Source organism: Gordonia sp. UBA7860, assembly GCF_002500165.1.
Taxonomy (GTDB): domain Bacteria; phylum Actinomycetota; class Actinomycetes; order Mycobacteriales; family Mycobacteriaceae; genus Gordonia; species Gordonia sputi.
Genome location: NZ_DLSO01000131.1, coordinates 1 through 17,878, shown reverse-complemented (window position 1 = coordinate 17,878; position 17,878 = coordinate 1). Strand labels below are relative to the sequence as shown.

General features: G+C 63.7%; 22 protein-coding genes and 1 tRNA gene. 11 read left to right on the top strand and 12 right to left on the bottom strand.

Annotated features, from left to right (window positions below; translation table 11 throughout):
- The coding region (locus tag B3T59_RS16790) for a DNA recombination protein RmuC (RefSeq protein WP_287004398.1) at positions 1-514 on the top strand (514 nt) is incomplete at its 5' end.
- 34 nt (positions 515-548) lie between these two features.
- Positions 549-1,655, top strand: a complete 1,107-nt coding sequence (locus B3T59_RS16785; protein WP_313317319.1) for a DUF6542 domain-containing protein — start codon at positions 549-551, stop codon at positions 1,653-1,655.
- 3 nt (positions 1,656-1,658) lie between these two features.
- Here B3T59_RS16785 and B3T59_RS16780 read toward each other — a convergent pair whose 3' ends face one another.
- From B3T59_RS16780 to B3T59_RS16755, 6 genes are all read right to left on the bottom strand, one after another.
- Positions 1,659-2,240 (bottom strand): nucleosidase, encoded by a 582-nt coding sequence (locus B3T59_RS16780; RefSeq protein WP_005207703.1) that lies wholly within the window; start codon positions 2,238-2,240, stop codon positions 1,659-1,661.
- Entirely contained in the window at positions 2,237-3,013 is a 777-nt protein-coding gene (locus B3T59_RS16775) for a fructosamine kinase family protein (protein ID WP_005207702.1), read from the bottom strand. Before B3T59_RS16775 ends, B3T59_RS16780 begins: the two co-directional genes overlap by 4 nt.
- Positions 3,010-3,948 carry an SDR family oxidoreductase gene (locus B3T59_RS16770; RefSeq protein WP_039856506.1) on the bottom strand — a complete coding sequence of 313 codons (939 nt, stop codon included), beginning with the start codon at positions 3,946-3,948 and terminating at the stop codon, positions 3,010-3,012. Before B3T59_RS16770 ends, B3T59_RS16775 begins: the two co-directional genes overlap by 4 nt.
- A gap of 74 nt (positions 3,949-4,022) precedes the next feature.
- Positions 4,023-5,093 (bottom strand): N-acetylmuramoyl-L-alanine amidase, encoded by a 1,071-nt coding sequence (locus B3T59_RS16765; protein WP_039856481.1) that lies wholly within the window; start codon positions 5,091-5,093, stop codon positions 4,023-4,025.
- A gap of 201 nt (positions 5,094-5,294) precedes the next feature.
- Entirely contained in the window at positions 5,295-6,422 is a 1,128-nt protein-coding gene (locus B3T59_RS16760; RefSeq protein ID WP_287004394.1) for a CobW family GTP-binding protein, read from the bottom strand.
- Positions 6,419-7,285: a rhodanese-related sulfurtransferase gene (locus B3T59_RS16755; RefSeq protein ID WP_287004393.1), complete on the bottom strand. Its 867-nt coding sequence runs from the start codon at positions 7,283-7,285 to the stop codon at positions 6,419-6,421. Before B3T59_RS16755 ends, B3T59_RS16760 begins: the two co-directional genes overlap by 4 nt.
- A 1,082-nt stretch (positions 7,286-8,367) precedes the next feature.
- Here B3T59_RS16755 and B3T59_RS16750 point away from each other — a divergent pair.
- The gene (locus B3T59_RS16750) at positions 8,368-8,706 is read left to right on the top strand and encodes a histone-like nucleoid-structuring protein Lsr2 (protein WP_005207697.1); all 339 of its coding nucleotides are present in this window, start codon (positions 8,368-8,370) and stop codon (positions 8,704-8,706) included.
- A 114-nt stretch (positions 8,707-8,820) separates the two neighbouring features.
- Here the strand turns inward: B3T59_RS16750 and B3T59_RS16745 are convergent, their stop codons facing one another.
- Positions 8,821-9,231: a TIGR03667 family PPOX class F420-dependent oxidoreductase gene (locus B3T59_RS16745; protein WP_267626636.1), complete on the bottom strand. Its 411-nt coding sequence runs from the start codon at positions 9,229-9,231 to the stop codon at positions 8,821-8,823.
- Positions 9,232-9,351: 120 nt separating this feature from the next.
- Between B3T59_RS16745 and B3T59_RS16740 the strand changes: the two genes are divergently transcribed.
- The 4 genes from B3T59_RS16740 to B3T59_RS16725 all read left to right on the top strand — a co-directional run bounded on the left by B3T59_RS16740 (position 9,352) and on the right by B3T59_RS16725 (position 11,419).
- Positions 9,352-9,424: transfer RNA gene (locus B3T59_RS16740), tRNA-Ala, on the top strand.
- Between the two features lie 295 nt (positions 9,425-9,719).
- A complete protein-coding gene (locus B3T59_RS16735) occupies positions 9,720-10,271 on the top strand; it encodes a hypothetical protein (RefSeq protein ID WP_287004390.1) in 552 nt (183 codons plus the stop codon).
- Between the two features lie 456 nt (positions 10,272-10,727).
- Positions 10,728-11,033, top strand: coding sequence for a hypothetical protein (locus B3T59_RS16730; protein WP_156528020.1), 306 nt, complete (start codon positions 10,728-10,730; stop codon positions 11,031-11,033).
- Positions 11,030-11,419 carry a type II toxin-antitoxin system death-on-curing family toxin gene (locus tag B3T59_RS16725; RefSeq protein ID WP_064865846.1) on the top strand — a complete coding sequence of 130 codons (390 nt, stop codon included), beginning with the start codon at positions 11,030-11,032 and terminating at the stop codon, positions 11,417-11,419. Before B3T59_RS16730 ends, B3T59_RS16725 begins: the two co-directional genes overlap by 4 nt.
- Positions 11,420-11,523: 104 nt before the next feature.
- Here the strand turns inward: B3T59_RS16725 and B3T59_RS16720 are convergent, their stop codons facing one another.
- The 3 genes from B3T59_RS16720 to B3T59_RS16710 all read right to left on the bottom strand — a co-directional run bounded on the left by B3T59_RS16720 (position 11,524) and on the right by B3T59_RS16710 (position 13,558).
- Positions 11,524-11,985 (bottom strand): SRPBCC family protein, encoded by a 462-nt coding sequence (locus tag B3T59_RS16720; protein ID WP_064865848.1) that lies wholly within the window; start codon positions 11,983-11,985, stop codon positions 11,524-11,526.
- Positions 11,986-12,088: 103 nt separating this feature from the next.
- Positions 12,089-12,451, bottom strand: coding sequence for a hypothetical protein (locus tag B3T59_RS16715; RefSeq protein WP_156528022.1), 363 nt, complete (start codon positions 12,449-12,451; stop codon positions 12,089-12,091).
- 261 nt (positions 12,452-12,712) lie between these two features.
- Positions 12,713-13,558: a LysR family transcriptional regulator gene (locus B3T59_RS16710; protein ID WP_064865852.1), complete on the bottom strand. Its 846-nt coding sequence runs from the start codon at positions 13,556-13,558 to the stop codon at positions 12,713-12,715.
- Between the two features lie 64 nt (positions 13,559-13,622).
- Between B3T59_RS16710 and B3T59_RS16705 the strand changes: the two genes are divergently transcribed.
- Positions 13,623-13,790, top strand: a complete 168-nt coding sequence (locus B3T59_RS16705; RefSeq protein WP_197500812.1) for a hypothetical protein — start codon at positions 13,623-13,625, stop codon at positions 13,788-13,790.
- Positions 13,791-13,863: 73 nt separating this feature from the next.
- On the opposite strand, the gene B3T59_RS16700 is transcribed toward B3T59_RS16705, so the two are convergent.
- On the bottom strand, positions 13,864-14,367 hold the full coding sequence (locus tag B3T59_RS16700) for a DUF6326 family protein (protein ID WP_064866176.1): 504 nt from the start codon (positions 14,365-14,367) through the stop codon (positions 13,864-13,866).
- A gap of 162 nt (positions 14,368-14,529) precedes the next feature.
- Between B3T59_RS16700 and B3T59_RS16695 the strand changes: the two genes are divergently transcribed.
- Complete coding sequence (locus B3T59_RS16695) at positions 14,530-15,672, top strand: sensor histidine kinase (RefSeq protein WP_064865854.1); 1,143 nt, start codon at positions 14,530-14,532, stop codon at positions 15,670-15,672.
- Positions 15,669-16,331 carry a response regulator gene (locus tag B3T59_RS16690; protein ID WP_064865856.1) on the top strand — a complete coding sequence of 221 codons (663 nt, stop codon included), beginning with the start codon at positions 15,669-15,671 and terminating at the stop codon, positions 16,329-16,331. The genes B3T59_RS16695 and B3T59_RS16690 overlap by 4 nt, the downstream gene beginning before the upstream one ends.
- A 74-nt stretch (positions 16,332-16,405) precedes the next feature.
- Here the strand turns inward: B3T59_RS16690 and ykgO are convergent, their stop codons facing one another.
- Positions 16,406-16,528 (bottom strand): type B 50S ribosomal protein L36, encoded by a 123-nt coding sequence (ykgO, locus tag B3T59_RS16685; protein ID WP_082946557.1) that lies wholly within the window; start codon positions 16,526-16,528, stop codon positions 16,406-16,408.
- Between the two features lie 211 nt (positions 16,529-16,739).
- On the opposite strand from ykgO, the gene B3T59_RS16680 reads away from it, so the two are divergent.
- Positions 16,740-17,878, top strand: a 1,139-nt coding sequence (locus B3T59_RS16680) for a PLP-dependent aminotransferase family protein (RefSeq protein ID WP_287004384.1), incomplete at its 3' end; no start/stop codon positions are given.

Below are 17,878 nucleotides of genomic sequence, written 5' to 3'. Positions count from 1 at the left end.
GTTCGCCAATACTCCGGAGATGGTCGTGTTGTTCGTACCCGGAGACACCATCCTCGACGCCGCGGTGCGCGCTGATCCCGCACTCATCGAGTACGGGTTCGCGCGGAACGTCGTGGTGACGACCCCGACCAGCCTCGTCGCTTTACTGCGCACAGTCGCTCTCGGGTGGCGCCACGACGCCCTCGCCGCCGACGCCGCGACGATCCGAGAGCTCGGCGTCGAGCTCCACCACCGCCTCGGATCGGTCCTGAGTCACCTCGACAAAACGGGCGCTTCACTGCGTCGGGCGGTCGAGTCGTTCAACTCGACGCTCGGCGCCGTCGACAGCCGCGTCGGAGTCACGGCTCGCAAACTCGCGTCGCTCGAATCGCTCGGGATCTCCTCCGAACCGGATCGACCCAGCCCCGTCGATGTCGGTGTGCGCCCCACTCCCAGAATGTCCGTATCAGAGTCCGACAACCCGGACCGAATACCCGACGAACCAGACGCGCGCGCAACATCGAGCACTGGTTAAGGGAAATCCGGGGATCACCCGGTACCGTCTAGGAGTGCCTTTCCCGCAGCGAAGCCGCTCCGCGGTGCCCGTCGACCAACAGTCGGTACTGCCCAACGTCAGGGGTATCCCCTGGTGGGGCGCCGTTCTGGTGGCCGCGGCCTTCACCGCTGTTGGTGCGATCATCGACGCCAATCAAAGTGAGGCGCTGGGCTCGGTCTTCAACTTCTTCTACCTCGTCGGCTGCGTCGTCGCTGTTCTCACTGTCCGCAGGCGGGCATTGTTCACCGCCGTCGCACAGCCGCCGCTGATCGCGTTTGGTGTGGGTGTCATCACCCTGTACGGCCTCAACGCCGACGAAGCGTCGGGCCTCAAGAGCCTGATTTTCAAGGTGCTGCTTCCGATCGCCAACGACTTCCCGTGGATCCTGTTCACCTTCCTCGTGACGCTGGCACTCGGTGTCGGACGCTGGTACATCACGCGCGGCCAAACACTTACCGATTCACCCGCACCGAAACGTCGATCACGCGGCGCGGGTACCGAGCACACGTTCAAGAATCCGACCCCAAAGAATCCGACCCCAAAGGATTCCACCCCAAAGGATTCGACGTCGCGCACGTCTGAGGCTGCACGCGCGCGAGCCGGGGACTCGAAGACCAAGCGTTCGCCGCAAAGTGGCGCAGCGAAGTCGGACCAAGGACAACAACCGGGTACCGCTCGGCGTCGGGCGAAGGCTGCTCGACCGGAGTCCGATGCGACGCCACGCACGCGCAAGGCGCCCCCACAGGCAACGTCGACCGATGACCCCCGTCCTCGACGCCGCACCTCCGGCGAGCCGGGCGAGCGAAACCAAGGCAGCCGAAGCCAGGGCGAGCGGAGTGCGGGGCGTGAACGCCCGGCGCGCGACGATCACCGCGAACGCCCCGCCCGCGAACGTCCAGTGACCGACGACGGCGCGCGCCCCCGCCCACCCCGGCCCGCACAACAGGATCCTCGTCCGCGTGCGACGGCTGGGCAGGTGCAGCGCACTGCTGCCGGCGAGCAACTCGACGGCCAGGCCGTCCGCGCCACTGCGGCCGCCGATCTCGATCGGTATGAGCCGGCAACACGCGCGGCGGGTTCCGCTGTCTACCAGACCACTCGCGCACGCAATCAGCGCTGAGCGTCAAAGAGTTCCGTCTGCAAGCCAATCACCGAGTAGCCGGGCCGCGCCGTCGACCAACGACGGCCAGTCCATCGCCTGCTCGTCGGCACCGTCGCTGACCACTTTGACCAATTGGCACCGCACGTCGAACGCGGCCGCGACGTATGTGACGGCACAGCCCTCCATGTCCACCAGATCTGCGTGTAGTGCCAGACTCGCGCGACGTACCGGATCGGCGACGAAGGTGTCGCCCGAGGCGAGCACCGAGCCGTCGCCGTCGGGAACCTCCCACCGATCGACGATCGGGTAACCCATGGCACGCAGTTCGGTCGCGCTGATGTCGTGCTCGACGACCACCGACGGCAAGAACAACCCAGCGTGATGATCGTGCAGCGCTCCCGCGGTGCCGATGTTGACGACGAGCCTCGTCGACGGTGCCGAGGGGTCGGCCAAGGCGCGGGTCAAGGCGGCCGTCGCGCGCATCTTGCCGATTCCCGTGACGAGCAGTCGCGCACCGGACGGCACGTACTTCGCCTCGGCGCGGGTGGCCGAGACGATGAGGATCGAGGGATCGAAGTCGTGGTCAGGCGGCGTCGAATTCATCGGTGGCCTTCCGCGAGCGCCAACGTCGCGCGGGCCGCATCGCCAAGCGCCACACCGTATCCGGGTCCGTGTCGCACCGAATGCACCGCGAGCGGATGCATCTGGTGAAGCAGAATTCGTTGCCGCCATCCGTCGGTGAGCGGATGCGTGTGCTGATAAGAATCGACGACGTTGTCGAGATGCGGGCAGCCGAACAGCGCGAGCATCGCGAGGTCGGTCTCGCGGTGTCCGCCATGCGCAGCGGGATCAATGAGGACCGCGCCATCTGGCGTCCACACCACGTTTCCGCCCCATAGGTCACCGTGCAGGCGCGCAGGCGGAGCACCGTCGTCGAAGGTTCCCGCGGCGATGAGATCGCAGGCTTGTCGGGTCGACTCCGCGTCACGCTGCGTGACGTTGCCCGCGGCGATTCCCGCTTCGAGGAACGGCAGCACGCGCGCCGAGGCGTAGAACTCACCCCAGTGGTCGAGCTCGACGGTGGGCAGGGGCAGCTTGCCGATGAATTGCCTGCCGTCGTAACCATCTGGTGGAGAACCGAATTGGGCCGCGCCCGCGCTGTGCGTGCGGGCAAGCATACGGCCGAGATCCTCGGCTGCGGCGACGGTCGGGCGTGTGGTGGTCAGTCGTTCGAGTTCGATGTTGTTCGCGGACACCGAGATCACGCCGACAACCCGCGCTCCCCCTGCCGCCAGCCACCGCAACGACGCCGCTTCGGCCGCGAAGAAGTCTGGATCATCGCCCGCCGCAGCGGTTTTGACGAAGGAGTTACTCACCCGTGGTCCGCTGTCGTCCCCGACTGCGTCTCTTGCGCCGACCGCGTCTCGAGGGTCGTGCCTGCAACGCGCGCAAGGTGATCGAACCGGTTGTTGGCGATGCGCATGACGATCTCGTACGGCAGCGCGAACTTGCGCGCCCACCAGTAGCCGAAACGGGTATCGAAGGACGTGTAGACCATGAACTTGTTCTTCCGCACACCTGCGAGAATCTTGGCCGCAGCGGATTCCGGACTGACCGAGATGCGGTGAAAGTGACTGATGGCCTTGGCAACTCGCGGATCGTCGCGGTCGACCCCGACGATGCTCACCGTGTTGACGAGCGGCGTGGCGACGGCACCCGGACACACCAGCGAGACACCGATGCCGTGTCGGCGAAGGTCGAACCTCAACACCTCGGAGACACCGCGGATACCGAACTTGCTCGCGCTGTAGGCGGCGTGCCACGGCAGCGCGAGTAGCCCCGCCGCCGACGAGACGTTCACCAGGTGACCACCCTCACCGCGTCGAACCATCTGTGGCACAAAGGATTCGATGATGTGAATCGGACCCATGAGATTGACGTCGACCATCGACCGCCAGTGCTTGTGCTGCAGATTCTCAACCGTGCCCCACACGGAGATGCCCGCGATGTTCATCACCACGTCCATCACGCCGACCTCGGCGTCGACCTGGCGCGCGAACGCCGACACCCAGTCGTAGTCGGAAACGTCGCCCGCGAGGTGGAAGAGCACGACGCCACCGGAAGCGATTATCTCGGCGACCACCTCGTCGAGTGTCTCGGCGTGCAGATCGGTCAACACCAGCTCGGCGCCCTGCGCCGCCGCCGCCTCTGCCGTCGCCCGGCCGATTCCGCTCGCCGCGCCGGTGATCAGCACCTTGCGACCGCGCAACGACGGCACCGGCGTCTTCATGACGAGATCATGGATACCCATGGTTTCCAACAGTAGCGGCAGGTTCACCGGACGCGAATGCGGACCGGCCGATCAGTGAACGCCCGTACCCACACTCACCCGATGGGCAGTTTGCCGTCGAACAACCCGTAGATCACGTCGAGCATCGCGTTGAGTACCTGCGCCGACACGTCAGGCCCCTCGGACAGCAACAGCTGGGTGATCTCTTTCGGGTCACCGGACTTCAGCAACTGCTGAACGAACGGAATCACCAGCGACAGACCGCCATCGGAACTCGGAGTGCTCGACTGCGGGGTCGCCGGCGGCTTGTTGAGAGTGTCAACCGAAGGCGACGCAGCGCCCGGGTGCGCATAGTTGAGGATTCCGTTGGTGATCGCCATCGCGTACTTCAATTGTCCGTCGTGACCCGCAAGTGCTGCCGCTTCGGTGGGATTCGACAAGTTGCCCATCTCGATGAACACAGCCGGCACCGTCGTGAGATTCACCGCGGCGATATCGGACCTGGTCTGGATGCCATTGTTGACGCCCGCGTAGTTCGCAGGCGGGAAGCCCGCCTTCACGAACGCGTCGCGCATGATGTCCGACGCCTTACGCCCCTGCCCACCCTGCACCGCGTTCGCCTTGGCGTCGGGAAGCGGAAGCGCGGGAACGATCATGTGAAAGCCCTTTTTCGCAGCGTCGGCGCCCGCAGTCGTCGAATCGGCGTGCAGGCTGACAGCGACCGCCGCACCCGACCGGCTCGCGGCGGCCGCGCGTTCGTCGACGCATCCGCCCCACCCGGTGTCGTCGGGCCTGCTCAGCACCACTCGCGCACCCTGGCTTTCCAGACCGGCTTTCACCAGTTGCGAGATCTGCCAGTTCACGGTGTGCTCGGCGGCCCCGTTGACCCCGGTGGCGCCGGTGGTCTGGCAGTCCTTCTTGCCGCCGCGGCCATCGGGCACCTGCGCCGACAGACTGTGGCCGGCAGAGCCGCCCTGATGTCCTGGATCGAGAAACACCGTCTTGCCTGCAAGGGAGTTGCCGGTCGCCGACGGTGCGGCGGGCGCGGTGGGCGCAGCCATCGCGGTACCCGCCCCCGTCGTGACGGTGACGGTTGCGGTGGCCGCAAACGCGAGCGCGGCGGCAGCAGCAGACACACGGGTCCGCAGGTGTCGTTTCTGGGTCATCACGGTTTCGGGCACGCTCGGCTTCTGCCGGGCGAACCTCACTCCTTCCAAGACGCAACACTGGTCACAACAGTCACAGCTTTAACAGCTAAGCAGCAGAGTGCGCAATGTGGAAATCGGTGACCTGGGACGATGAGATTCGTTAGGCAGCTGTGATGTACCCGCAATCGGCGGGACCGCCCGTCGATCAGTGAGTGGCGGTCAGTGCGCGTCCGGCAGGTGACGAGTGATGTGCAGAATGCCGTACTCGTCGTCGGCCGTTTCCACAGTGGCCAGCACGCCCGCGAGAGCCTCCCGCGCGTCGATGCGATCCATGCCTGATCCGATCGCGACGATCCTGGTTCTGGGCTCCTCCCCCGACCAGCCGTCGCGCGTGATGCGAACAAAACCGCCGACACCGTGGACGACGTAGCGCTCGGGATACCCCGGCAGATCGAACCGGACCACGCCTTTGATGCGATAGCACCCGGTGGGCGGCTCACGAAGCAATGCTGCGAGACGTCGCGGATCGACGGCGTCGGCGGTGTCGAGTTCGACGGACTGGTAGCTGTCGTGCAGGTGCGTGTGCACCCCCTGCGCTGCATGCTCCCCGTGAGCTTCTGCGTGCTCGGTGTGTTCGGCGTCGGGGATCAGCAGTTCGTCGAGTGTGAGCTGACGCGGCGTCGTGATGTCTTCGACAGCGCGCGCGAGCCGATCGAACAGCAACGCCGGATCGACCCGCCCTTCGGCCACGGCGACGACGGGCGCGGACGGATTCACCTCGCGGACCGTGGCGACCAGCTCCGAGAGCGCCGCAGCGTCAACGAGGTCACGCTTGTTCACGACGACGAGATCGGCGATCGCGATATGCGAATCGACGTCGGGGTGCCGCACGCGTAGGTCGGCAAAACCCGCGGCGTCGATCACGTATACGAGCCCGCCGTAGCGCATCGTCGGGTCGTCGAGTCCCGCGACGAGGCGAACGAGCGTCTTCGGTTCGGCGATGCCACTCGCTTCGATCACGATCGCGTCGAGTCCGGCTTCCGGTCGGGCAAGCGCTACCAGCGCAGCGTCGAGTCCTTCGCGGTCGACCGAACAGCACATGCAGCCGTTGGACAGCGTGACCGCTCCGTCGGCCTGACCGGCCACGAGCAGAGCGTCGATGTTGATGGCCCCGAAGTCGTTGACGAGGACTCCGAGCCGCGCCCTGTCCGCGACTCCCCCGTTCATAGCTCCCCCATCTGCGGCCTGTCCGGCTCCGCCTGCGCGGAGGAGGTGATTGAGCACGGTCGTCTTGCCCGCACCGAGAAAGCCCGCGAGAACGACGACGGGCACCGGCTCCGGGGTCATGCGGGCGAGTCGGCAAGACCGTCGAAGCAGTCGGTGCAGATCACCGCCAGCTCACGTCCCAGCCGATCCGGATAGTTGTCGACGTTGCTCGTCGGCCGGCCGCACTCGCTGCACCTGCCGACCACGGCGGCGTCGTCGGAGAAGTCGACGGTCATCCGCTTGTCGAAGACGTACAGCGAGCCCTCCCAGAGGCCGCGGTCGCCATATTGCTCGCCGTAGCGGACAATGCCGCCATCGAGTTGATAGACCTCCGAGAAGCCGCGCTTACGCATGAGCATCGAGAGCACCTCGCAGCGCACACCGCCCGTGCAGTATGTGACGACGGGACGGTCCTTGAGATGGTCGAACGCGCCGCTGTCGAGGAGCGGTACAAAGTCACGCGTGGTCTCGACATCGGGTACGACCGCGCCGGCGAAACGCCCGATCTGCGCCTCGATCTGATTGCGCCCGTCGAAGAAGACGACGTCGTCGCCGCGTTCGGCAACGAGGCGGTGGACGCCCTCCGGATCGAGTCGTTCGCCACCTCCGACGACGCCATTCGCGTCGACATCGAGTTCATCGGGCGCACCGAATGTGACGATTTCCGGGCGAACCCGAACGACCAACTTAGGGAAGTCGTCTCCGACACCTTCCGACCATTTGATGTCGACATCTCGGAATGCATGGTATTCACGCAGTCTTCTGACGTAGCGTTTGACGCTGGCCAGTTCGCCGCCGACTGTCGCATTGATACCGTGCGGGGACACAATGATCCTTCCGCGAAGATTGAGCGATTCGCACACGGCTACTTGCCACAGGCGTATCGCTTCGGGATCCGGAAGCGGCGTGAAGACATAGAACAACACGATCTTGGGGGTCGACACAGTGCAAGAGTACGGTCGGCGCCGCACGCGTTTTCTGGCGGTTCCCGCAATCGCTGCGGCTGCGGTGCTCGGTGTTGCGATCACCTCGTGCGGGTTGAACACCAGCACCACTCCCTCGTCGATCGTGTTACCGACTAAGGACAACTTGTCGACCGAATCGGATTATCCGAGCTCATCGACGACGATCGTCACCCAAAGTCGTACGGCAACGTTTCTGCCGAGCGGGACAATCGGCCGCGCTATAGCGACCGCACCACGCGCCGACAATTCGCGATATCACCAGGGTTCGACGGCTCCACGTGGCCCTGTCATCGAGACGTCGGGGTTTCACTTCACCACCCCGGACAGAGCTGTGAGTTGCTCCACAGAGATCAACGTCGACGCTTCCCGTCGCGCTCTCACATGTCGAGCGAATGACGGACAGTCATCTGCGCCGCGCCCGACACGCACACCCCGTTCCTGTGCGTGGGCTGAGGATTTGGTTGTGCTGACGGCCGAACGTGCGCAACAAGGCGGTTGCGAGAATGAGCATCCGGTTTTGTATCGCAGCGCAATCGTCGACTACGGAACAACCATTTCAGTCGGCAGATTCTCGTGCTTGATCGACACCCCTGGAATCTTCTGCCTGCAATCTGACTCGCAATCCGGATTCTCGCTCAGCACAAAGGGTTTCGCCCCACTCAATGCCGCCGACAAGGCTCCTGGGTCTCTTTCGAAACCGACCGGAATCGATTCCGATACAGCCACGACAACCGGACCCGACCAGCCTCACGACGACACACCCACATCTCCGACCAATTGAAGAAGGCATTGCTTGATCAGCAATGCTCGGTAGTGACGCGAACCGCATTTCAATGCTTAAACCTCCCCGACCACTCATGCGCACGCCGTCGCCACGATTACAGATTCCAAATATTCGAAGAAACGGTGTATAAAGTATGTATATACAGCCCAAGTTCGATGAGTGTCGATGCAGGCGTCGACGAGGGTAGGCCCTGACCGCACTCACAAGAACAGCAGTACATCGCAGCAACAAGCTCTCCGCTGCGTCCACAAGTCCGCAGCACAACCCGGAGGGGAAAATGGCAAAGAAGGAAATCGTCCAGGTCATCGACGACGTCGACGGGAGAGTACTCGACGAGTACGAAACCGTCCGCTGGAGCCTCGACGGCAAGAGCTACGAGTTCGACACTTCGTCGAAGCACGCCCAACAGTTCCGCGACGGCCTGGCGAAGTACATTTCGGTTTCTCGCGCCAGCGGTTCACGTAGCCCCAAGCGCGTGGCACACAACGCAGGCGGCGCCAGGAGCAAAGAGCAGACGCAGGCAATCCGCGCATGGGCAACCAAGAACGGCTTTGAGGTCAGCGACCGCGGTCGCATCCCGTTGAATGTGCTCGAGGCTTTCGAAGCAGCACACTGACGTCGCGCGGCGCGTCGTATCAACGGTCCCGCCGCATTGCTGGACACGTACAAGTAGGGCGTCTACACAGCCAATGGCTGCGTAGACGCCCTACTTGCTATCGGGTTGTGGCGATCACCAGTTTCGCAATCTCAGCGGCGACGCTCGCAGCGTCGTCGAATACGACTCTCGGAAGCTTTCCGGTGTCAGACCGATTCCCGGGATCGAATCGGCGTATTTCGACGCATATGCGGCCCATTCGGCGTCGGTCGGTCCAGTGTCGTCGGTGCGCGCCTCGCTCACGAATACGACGACGTCGCCACCCGACGGACTCGAGTTCAGATGCAACGACACATTCGGACTCACAGCGATGTTGCGCAGCTTGGCTTGACCGGGCTTGCTGAAGATCAGGAACGCGTCGTCGTGCCACAGAAACCACACTGGCGTGGCGATCGGCGTGCGTTTCGAGTCGACGGTGGTGAGCCAGATGACCTGCTCGTCGGACAGACGCTGCGCGACGTGGTCGGGGATGTTCGGGAGAGTCATGACCTCACGCTACGCACACCGATCCAACGGGGACGACCGAATTTGGTTCCGACTACGCCCATGGTGTAGTTTCGCCTTTGCGCTTGGGACCGATTTCACCGGGCGCGCATTCATGAATACGGGGCTATGGCGCAGCTGGTAGCGCACCACACTGGCAGTGTGGGGGTCAGGGGTTCGAGTCCCCTTAGCTCCACAACACAAAGGGCAGGTCAGGAACTATTCCTGGCGTGCCCCTCGTTGTGTCGAATCCCCACAGCGTGGCGCTGAATGTGCCATCGCTCGGCTGACGGGCCACCTCCCTCGTCGACGCGGTGTCGTCGTGGCAATCGTCTTGGTCGAGTAGCGGGGGTCGGGCACGCCACGATCAGCGAATCCTGCACCGGCCACTGGAAGTAGCTCGCCGTCGGAGCGGTGAGAACGGTCGAAAATCGGTGGCGGAACTGCAGGATGACGCGCCAGCATAGATGCCTGAGCTATCAGGAGATCGGATGCGTGCCACGATGGCGTTTGCTGGCCTATACCAGCTGACACACGAAATGATCAAGCAAATTGTGCTCGACAAAGTGCGTGGATACTTCTGCGTAGGGGTTATCGAGCTTGGTGATGTCATGTCAATGCAGGAGCGGGAGCCATATGAGCGTGAGGTCCTACTGCTGGCGCCGCAGAGCGCGTTCCGTGCGTCGCTGCTGCGGCTGATTCAGATGGACGCGATCACCGTTGAGCAGGCCGACAAGCTCAATGATGTGTACGCCCACCGCCACGACCTGACGCACGAGTTGGCGAAGTACGTCGTCGATCCTGACCACGAACCGCACGTTGAACTGCTTGTCGACGCCATCACGATTCTGCGAGACCTCGACCGCTTCTGGGCTCAGGTCGAACTTGGAATCGGCAGTTTCGATCATGTGGAGGGCATCGAGGATGTCGATCCTGACGAGATCGTCCCATTGTCGATGTTGGTTTTGCAGATGTGTATCGATGCCTACGTCGCCATGCCTGACGATGTGCATATGCATGAACAGCCTGGCCCGAGAGGCTAAATGTTGTTGTACCGCAAATTGTTTGAACTCAGTCGAAGCCTGGCGCATCCATGGCCTGTGTGGGCATCACGGCTAGCCTCGTGGTGGCGGCTGCCAATGGTGAAAGTCGAGGTTACCGAATTTGCAGTGACTCGCTGAGTTGTTCACCGCGCGGCCACGGAGTTCCATCGTCGTCCTGAGCGGTCCTGATTCTGAGAAAGGGTCGAAAACGGTCGCTGACACGAGGCCGAGGTACGCGCTCTTCGCTGCGAGAACACCGAATTCGAGCCTGGCGGGCGTCCCCAACCTGCCGAGTAACGACTCAATCGAGCGCGCATCGGCGTCACCGAGGAGCGGCGGAGGAGTGCAGCTTGCTCGATGGTCGTGTTGAGTTGCAATGGAGTCCGAGGTGGCCAGGGGAATCTCGTCTAATATGGGCAGGCAGGACGCTTCGTGGTGCGAAGGAGGAGATGACATATGGCACGCAGGTCCCGACGGGTGTCGCCGACGTCGACCTCCCGCACCGCTCGGATCGCCGGTCAGCCCGTGGGTAAGGGCATTCGACACGAGCGCAGCGCTGTCACCGGAAAGTTCAGAGCCGCGACATCGGCAGCTGGCAGTGCGGAGTATTCGGAGGCTGCGCGGGTCGGCAGCGTGGACCCGGAGGCCAACGACGCTCCAGATATCGAATCAATGACACCTGAAGTGCGGGCGGCGTACATCGAGCTCGTCGCCACGCAGGTGGCTGATTGGTCTGCTGAACTCAATCGCCGCTTGGCGTGACCGCGTACCTCACCGGGTCGGAGATTTTGGCGGCAGGTTCTCGCGCCTGCAAGTTCCTGGTTGTCGTCGGCGACAATGCTCAGTTCGCAGCAAACGTCCTTCGGCCGGCCTCGACGGCGTTTGGGACCGACGCCTTCCCGACGCTTTGGGACAAGGCTGCCGCGATTTTGCATTCATTTGCAACGACCCAGGCCCTGCTGGATGGAAACAAGCGAACAGCGTGGGCTGCTGCCTGGATGTTTCTGATTGTGAATGGTGCTGCGCCACTGTGGATTACGACAGTCCTGGATGCCGAAGAGGCGGAGTCGCTCGTGACGGCGGTTGCTGGTGGCGAACTCGATGTTCCTGAGACTGCGATCCGACTTCGCGAACTGGTTCCTGCGTAAGTATGAGGTTCTATCGTCGTCCCCTCAGGCCCACAGACAAGAAACCCGCTCCGACCTACGTCGGAGCGGGTTTCGTAAGTCGTGCGCGACACTCAACAGCTCACCTACTCGCCGTCAATCGAGTTCACGACGGCGGCGAACTTCGGCAGTATCGTCCGGTCCCATGATCGCTCGATCCCGTTGCGCGCGAATCGCTGAGAGCGATCCTCGACGTCGAAGCCGCTCATCTGCCAGAACAACCGGCTACCCCTGCCGTGGGACGTCAGGCGATAGTCGATCATCCATCGAACAGGTGGATCTCCGCGGAGGTCGGTCCAGCTGTATGCGAGGTGCTCAGGAGCGTCGGCGGCCGCGACCTGGCACGCCATCTCGGCAGCGGAATGATCGGGGACGGCAACTTCGACGATGAAGGTGGTCCCCACCTTTGCGACGAAGCCGACAGTGCACGAAAGCCATCGCGCCATCAGGTCCGGCTCAGTCAACGCTCGCCATGCGACTTCCGGCGGTCGCGCCACGTAGATTGCGAGTTCGATCAGGGGCGGCGTCGAGTCCTGACGTTCAGACACGTCCCTACCGTAGACATTGTCAGTGACACAGGTGGGGTTCACCAACCTGACCCGCCGACAACGACGGACCCCGCCGAGCAATTCGGTGGGCCTTCGTCATCGTTCAGAGTTGGCGGGCTGCCGTTAACGTCTCGATGTGCCGCCGGTCTGCCGGGTCGTGCCCGTCAGCCTCGTAAATTCGGATCGTCAGCGGCCACTGGACCTGATCCGGCTCAACTTTCCACCACAGCTGTGTCATAGAGAATTTTGCATCGGCCGAATTGCTGCCGCCGATCCATACAGTTTCGCCTGCGAGTTCAGTCACCGCCGACACGTGATAGCGAACGCCGCGAACGTCCGTTTTCGCGTAGACGCTGAAGCCCAACCCGAGGGGAGTGATGGTGATAGGCGACACCCACGCACTGACCCCTGGAAGCTCGCTGGCAATTTCGACTGCCTCGACACCGCTCAATGTTGAATCACCCACGGCTCATGACACTAGCCGCCGCCGTCTTCTGCAGTGGGTCCGTGCGTAGGACAGCTGTTCGTGTGCCCCAACTCTGTCGTACGACGGAAGCAACCCGGTGCGAGACGGTAGACAAACCAGACACGAAGCGCCGAGGTCAGAGGCGCCGCCGACGACGCGGACTTTCGGTGTCCCAGCGACGATCCGCACGCTCAGGCGCAACAGCTTCGGCCGCGTGTCGGCGTATGCCTTCAAGTGCGCAATCGCAGTGACTACGCGGCGCTACATTGTCAGCGCTGTCCGGACAAGGTGGGCAACGGCCAGGGATCGGCCGCGTTCCGGCCAGGCGATGACAGTCGTGACGTTAGGGGCATCGACAACCGGGACGGCCACCAGGTCCTCGGGCAACTGGGATCTGCATGAGTCCGGCGCGACCATCAGCGTCCGCCCGAGTGAAATCAACTGAAGCAGTTGCGCATGGCTATGAATCTCGGGTCCCGGGCCAGCAGCGTAGGTGCCGTCGGACCTCGGCCACCGAGGCGGCGGAAACTCCGCCAGGTCCACATCCTCCAGAAGCAGGGTCTCTCGGAGCGTCAGGGGGTGCCCAGCCGGCAGGACTGCAACCTGCCCCTCGGTAACGAGTTCTTCGGTGTCGAAGGCCGTGGCGTCGTCGTAGGGAAGGTGGAGGATTGCGACGTCTGCGCGCCCGGTGCGCAGGAGATACGCCTGCTCGCCTGGTCTGCAGAGTGTGACGTCGACACGACTGGCCCCCGGCTCGGCCGAGTATGCGTGCAAGAGCTTCGCCAACAACTCGTTGGAGGCACCCGCTTTGGTGGCAAGGACGATCCCGGGCTGAGCGGTGGTCTCGGCGGCGGCACGTCGAGTGCGTTGTTCTGCGGCGTCGACGGCGTCGAGCGCAATGCGTCCTTCCTCGAGTAGAACGCCACCGGCAGGGGTCAGGCGCACGGACCGACTGTCACGTTGCAACAACTGAATACCAAGCCGACGTTCGAGTTGACTGATCGCTCGCGACAACGGGGACTGGGCAATGCCCAATCGTCTTGCCGCTCGGCCGAAATGCAATTCGTCGGCGACGGCGATGAAGTAACGCAACTCTCGGGTTTCCATGCCACCTCCCATTCGTTCGACGGCACCAGGTGACGGCTAGTCGACAGCACCGCGAATCGTCAACATGTCCAGCAGCGTCGGGTCGTTGAACCGACAGTCCGGCGACGCGAGCCTCACCACCACAGGACCTGTCGCGATTGCCTATCCACCGTCGAAGACATTTCTCAACGCGGTGATGCTGCAGTACGTACATGCCCTCGCAGACACCAACATCCTGATCAACGCCGCGTAACCCGGCTTCGTCGCCACCGACCTGAACGGCTTCAGCGGAGTGCGGACGCCCGAGCAGGGCGCGGCGATCGCCATCAGGTTGGCAACTCTTCCCGACGACGGTCCGACCGGCGGTCTTTTCGAGGACGCCGGCGTGGTCCCGTGGTGAATGTCCAGGCGTATCGCACGATGAGGGCCAGCAGGATCAATTCCAAGACGACGCCCAGACCGTAGAAGTACAGCCACGAGCCGCCTGCCACGTTGAACGCTGTGATGGGGACATACAGCGCGGCCACTGCGAGGTTGGTGATGCGGTTCACGCGGGCCGGAAGCGTCGTCGACAGCACCACCATGAAGATCGGGATGGCCACGAGGGTCAGCGCCGTGACCGAAAAGGTCTGGGAGAGATCGAACTCGTACACCCGACCGTCGAGGATGTCCTTCACTATGCCGGGCGTGAAGAAGCCGAGAATGTCGACGTATGCGTACAGAAACATGAAGCTCGTCCACGCTGCGGCGAGCTTGGCCTGTACCGGAACCTGCTGGTCTTCCAGTGTCTGATCATTTCTTGTCGCAGTGGCGGATTGGCGTGTACTCATCGTGAACTCCGTGGCTGTCGTGCGGATCGGTGAGTCCACGATCACTCAAAGCCGGCGGCGCAGACATCGTGCCGGAGGTCGTAATTCACCGGCCGATGGTGGGGTCGTTGTCTCGTACTTTCGGCGGTTACGCGTGCGGTCACCGATCCCTAGGCTGGAGAAGTGGTCACTGTCTGGCGCGCCCTCTGGCACGAGCCGCGTCCCGCCGACGCGCCCCCCATCGGGCGGCTCGACTGGACGCTCGTGGTCGTGTTTGCCGCTGCCGTCGTGGTCGAGGGCATCGCTCGGCCGGATGTGTCCTGGCGGCCGCTGATCACCGTTCTCGCGTTGGTGCTCATTCCCCCGCTCGTCTGGCGGCGGAAACGACCGTTGACAGCCGCACTGATCGGATGGGGCGTCGCCGGACTGCTGTCGGTGTGTCAACTCGTCACGCACACCACCGACGTCGGCCTCTATTCCGTGCTGGCGGTTCTGATTCTGCTCTACTCCGTGGTGCGATGGGGTTCGGGCCGCGACGCTGTCCTGGGCGCAGCGTTCGTGGCGGCCGTTGCCGCACTTGGAATGTGGGCTTCCTCCGCACGTTGGGCAGATGTATTCGGCGGCAGCGTTCTGCTGCTGTTGTGCGTAGCACTCGCGGCGGTGTTCCGTTATCGCGCCGACCTCGAGCAGCGGCGACAGCGTGACGTACGCAATCAGGAGCGGGTGGCGCTGGCGCGCGAGTTGCACGACACCGTCGCCCACCATGTCTCTGCGATCGCGGTGCAGGCGCAAGCCGGTGGCGTAATCGCGGGTAGCCACCCTGAGAAGGCGGCCGCGGTCTTTGCTGCGATCGAGTCAGAAGCGAGTCGAACCCTTGGGGAGATGCGGTCGATGGTTCGGCTGCTACGCGACGCGGAGCCCACCTCTTACTCGCCGCAGTTGGGCGTCGCGGATCTACCTGCTTTGGCGCGGACCGATGCCACGCCCACCGTGGCGGTCGTGCTGGACGGTTCGCTGACCGGACTGACGCGACCTGTGGACTCCGCGATCTACCGCATCGCACAGGAATCGCTGACCAACGCGGTACGGCACGCGCCGGGTGCGGCCCGCGTCGAGATCGAGGTGCGCCGTGAGGGCGACGCCGTCAGGCTGCGCGTCAGTGACGACGGACAGACCGAACCGGGGTCTGTCCCAGAGCATGGGTTCGGCCTGCTGGGAATGACCGAGCGCGTCGAAATTCTCGGCGGATCGTTGCGCGCCGGGCCGCGCCCCGAGGGCGGCTGGATGGTCGAGTCCGTGTTGCCGATGCAGCAGGGGCCGGCATGAGCATTCGCGTTGTCGTCGCCGACGACCAGGACCTCGTTCTGGCGGGTCTGGTGATGATCTTGGACGCCCAACCCGACATCGCTGTTGTGGGGAAGGCAGGAGACGGTTTGACTGCGCTCGAGTTGGCGACCAGCTTGCGTCCCGACGTCCTCCTTGTCGACATCCGGATGCCTGGGCTCGACGGCGTCGAGGTGACGCGGCGCATGGCCGGGCCAGAAGTGACCGATCCGCTGGCGGTCGTCGTGATCACCACCTTCGACCTCGACGAGTACGTTCTCGGCGCGCTGCGCGCCGGCGCTCGCGGTTTCCTCCTCAAGGATGCCGGGCCCGACCTCCTCGTCCAGGCCATTCATGCCGCAGCTCGCGGCGACGCGTTGATCGCCCCCAACATCACCCGTCGACTACTGGCGACTTTCGCCGATCAGGCGCCGGCCGTTCCGGTCCAACCCGTGGACCCACTCACCCAGCGCGAAGAAGAGGTGCTCACGCTCGTGGCTCGGGGACGGACCAACGCCGAGATCGCCACAGAACTCTTCGTCGGCATGAGCACCGTCAAAACCCACGTTGCCTCGTTGATGGCGAAACTCGGCGCGCGCAACCGCGTCGAGATCGCCATGTGGGCGTACGACACCAGGCGCATGAACTCCGACTACTGCTGAGATCGGCCATCAACGCCCCACCCGAATCGTTACGACGCTGGTGCCATTGCAGATTCCGCGCCAGATGGCCGGACTCAGCCCTGGCGCCCCTTGTACCGAGGGTCCTTCTTGTTGATGACAAAGAGGCGCCCCCGACGGCGGACCACCTGGGCTCCTGGCTTGTTCTTCAGCGAGCGAAGCGAATTACGTACTTTCATCCCACTATTGTAAACGATAGTCATTTTCATTACCGAGGCCCCGCGCACCACGCGTGACCATACTCGGGTCTATCTCATTATATGAGACTCCAATATTATTTAATGGGATTCCCCACTACGCTGTCGGCAGGCGATCCAACCTCGCGCGCCTTCACGGTGACCATCCGCATCACCTCCACGTTCCGTCCCCCGAGAGCAGGAGTGGTGCCGCATGCCGCATTCCACGACAATCCCAGCAGTCCCGAACGAATCAGCAGCGCTCCGAGCCGTGCGAGGATCGGCGATTCGCAATCTCCTCGCCGTCACCGAGCAACCCGAGATGCTGAGCCTGGCGGGCGGCCTTCCCGCGACCGACCTCATTCCTACCGACCGCATCGCCGACGCCGCGGCACGGGTCATGGGCCGCCCCGGCGCCCTGCAGTACACGACGAGCCGCGGAGCGTCGCACTGTCGCGACGCGGTGGCGATGGTCGAAGGCGTCGACCCCTCACGAATCCTGCTGACCCACGGTTCTCAGCAAGCGTTGTCGTTGCTCGCCCAGGCGATCATCGATCCCGATGACGTCGTCGTCGTCGACGACCCCGTGTACGTCGGTGCGCTGCAGGCATTTCAGTGTGCGCGCGCCGCAATCGTCGCCCTGCCGATCACGAATGAGGGGACGAACGTAGCAGCGCTGGTCGAGCTTCTCGAGGGCGGAACCCGCCCTCGACTCGTGCACACGGTCAACAATTTCCATAATCCATCAGGGATCACCGCGAGCACGTCCACCCGCGAGCAGCTGGCGGACCTTGCCGAACGGTACGGGTTCTGGATCGTCGAGGACGATCCCTACGGCCGCCTCGGATTCCGCAGCGCGCCACCCGCCCCCATTCCTGGCGGACGGACGATCCGACTCGGCTCGGCGTCGAAGACACTTGCTCCGGCACTACGTGTCGGATGGTTGAATGCAGACCCGGGAGTCGTGGCCCTCATCGAGCGACTCAAGCAGTGTGCCGACCTGTGCGGCTCCACACTCAACCAACTGATGGTGGCTGATCTGCTCGCGGACACGGCGTGGTTCGACGCCCACGTCCGCGCAATGACGTCCGAATATTCTTCTCGCGCGCAGTCTTTGGCGTCTGCACTCGACGACGAGTTCGGCGACTCCGTCGAGTACGCGCCACCCTCGGGCGGCATGTTCTGTTGGGTGCGGTTGCCTGACGTCGATACCGACAAGCTACTGAACGTCGCTGTGTCGCGCGGCGTCGCGTTCGTGCCGGGCTCGGCGTTCGCCGTGAATGCCAACCTCACAGACTGCGCACGCCTCAGTTTTGCGACTCTGCAGCCCGACCAGGGTCACGGCAAAGTCCT

What these genes read in the sequence shown, in the direction of transcription:
- B3T59_RS16700 (WP_064866176.1), bottom strand. Translation starts at nt 14,367, where the DNA reads ATGAGTACACGCCAATCCGCCACTGCGACAAGAAATGATCAGACACTG.
- B3T59_RS16750 (WP_005207697.1), top strand. Translation starts at nt 8,368, where the DNA reads ATGGCAAAGAAGGAAATCGTCCAGGTCATCGACGACGTCGACGGGAGA.
- B3T59_RS16760 (WP_287004394.1), bottom strand. Translation starts at nt 6,422, where the DNA reads ATGACCCCGGAGCCGGTGCCCGTCGTCGTTCTCGCGGGCTTTCTCGGT.
- B3T59_RS16765 (WP_039856481.1), bottom strand. Translation starts at nt 5,093, where the DNA reads ATGACCCAGAAACGACACCTGCGGACCCGTGTGTCTGCTGCTGCCGCC.
- B3T59_RS16705 (WP_197500812.1), top strand. Translation starts at nt 13,623, where the DNA reads ATGTCCAGCAGCGTCGGGTCGTTGAACCGACAGTCCGGCGACGCGAGC.
- B3T59_RS16710 (WP_064865852.1), bottom strand. Translation starts at nt 13,558, where the DNA reads ATGGAAACCCGAGAGTTGCGTTACTTCATCGCCGTCGCCGACGAATTG.
- B3T59_RS16735 (WP_287004390.1), top strand. Translation starts at nt 9,720, where the DNA reads ATGCGTGCCACGATGGCGTTTGCTGGCCTATACCAGCTGACACACGAA.
- B3T59_RS16780 (WP_005207703.1), bottom strand. Translation starts at nt 2,240, where the DNA reads ATGAATTCGACGCCGCCTGACCACGACTTCGATCCCTCGATCCTCATC.
- B3T59_RS16745 (WP_267626636.1), bottom strand. Translation starts at nt 9,231, where the DNA reads ATGACTCTCCCGAACATCCCCGACCACGTCGCGCAGCGTCTGTCCGAC.
- B3T59_RS16690 (WP_064865856.1), top strand. Translation starts at nt 15,669, where the DNA reads ATGAGCATTCGCGTTGTCGTCGCCGACGACCAGGACCTCGTTCTGGCG.
- B3T59_RS16730 (WP_156528020.1), top strand. Translation starts at nt 10,728, where the DNA reads ATGGCACGCAGGTCCCGACGGGTGTCGCCGACGTCGACCTCCCGCACC.
- B3T59_RS16770 (WP_039856506.1), bottom strand. Translation starts at nt 3,948, where the DNA reads ATGGGTATCCATGATCTCGTCATGAAGACGCCGGTGCCGTCGTTGCGC.
- ykgO (WP_082946557.1), bottom strand. Translation starts at nt 16,528, where the DNA reads ATGAAAGTACGTAATTCGCTTCGCTCGCTGAAGAACAAGCCAGGAGCC.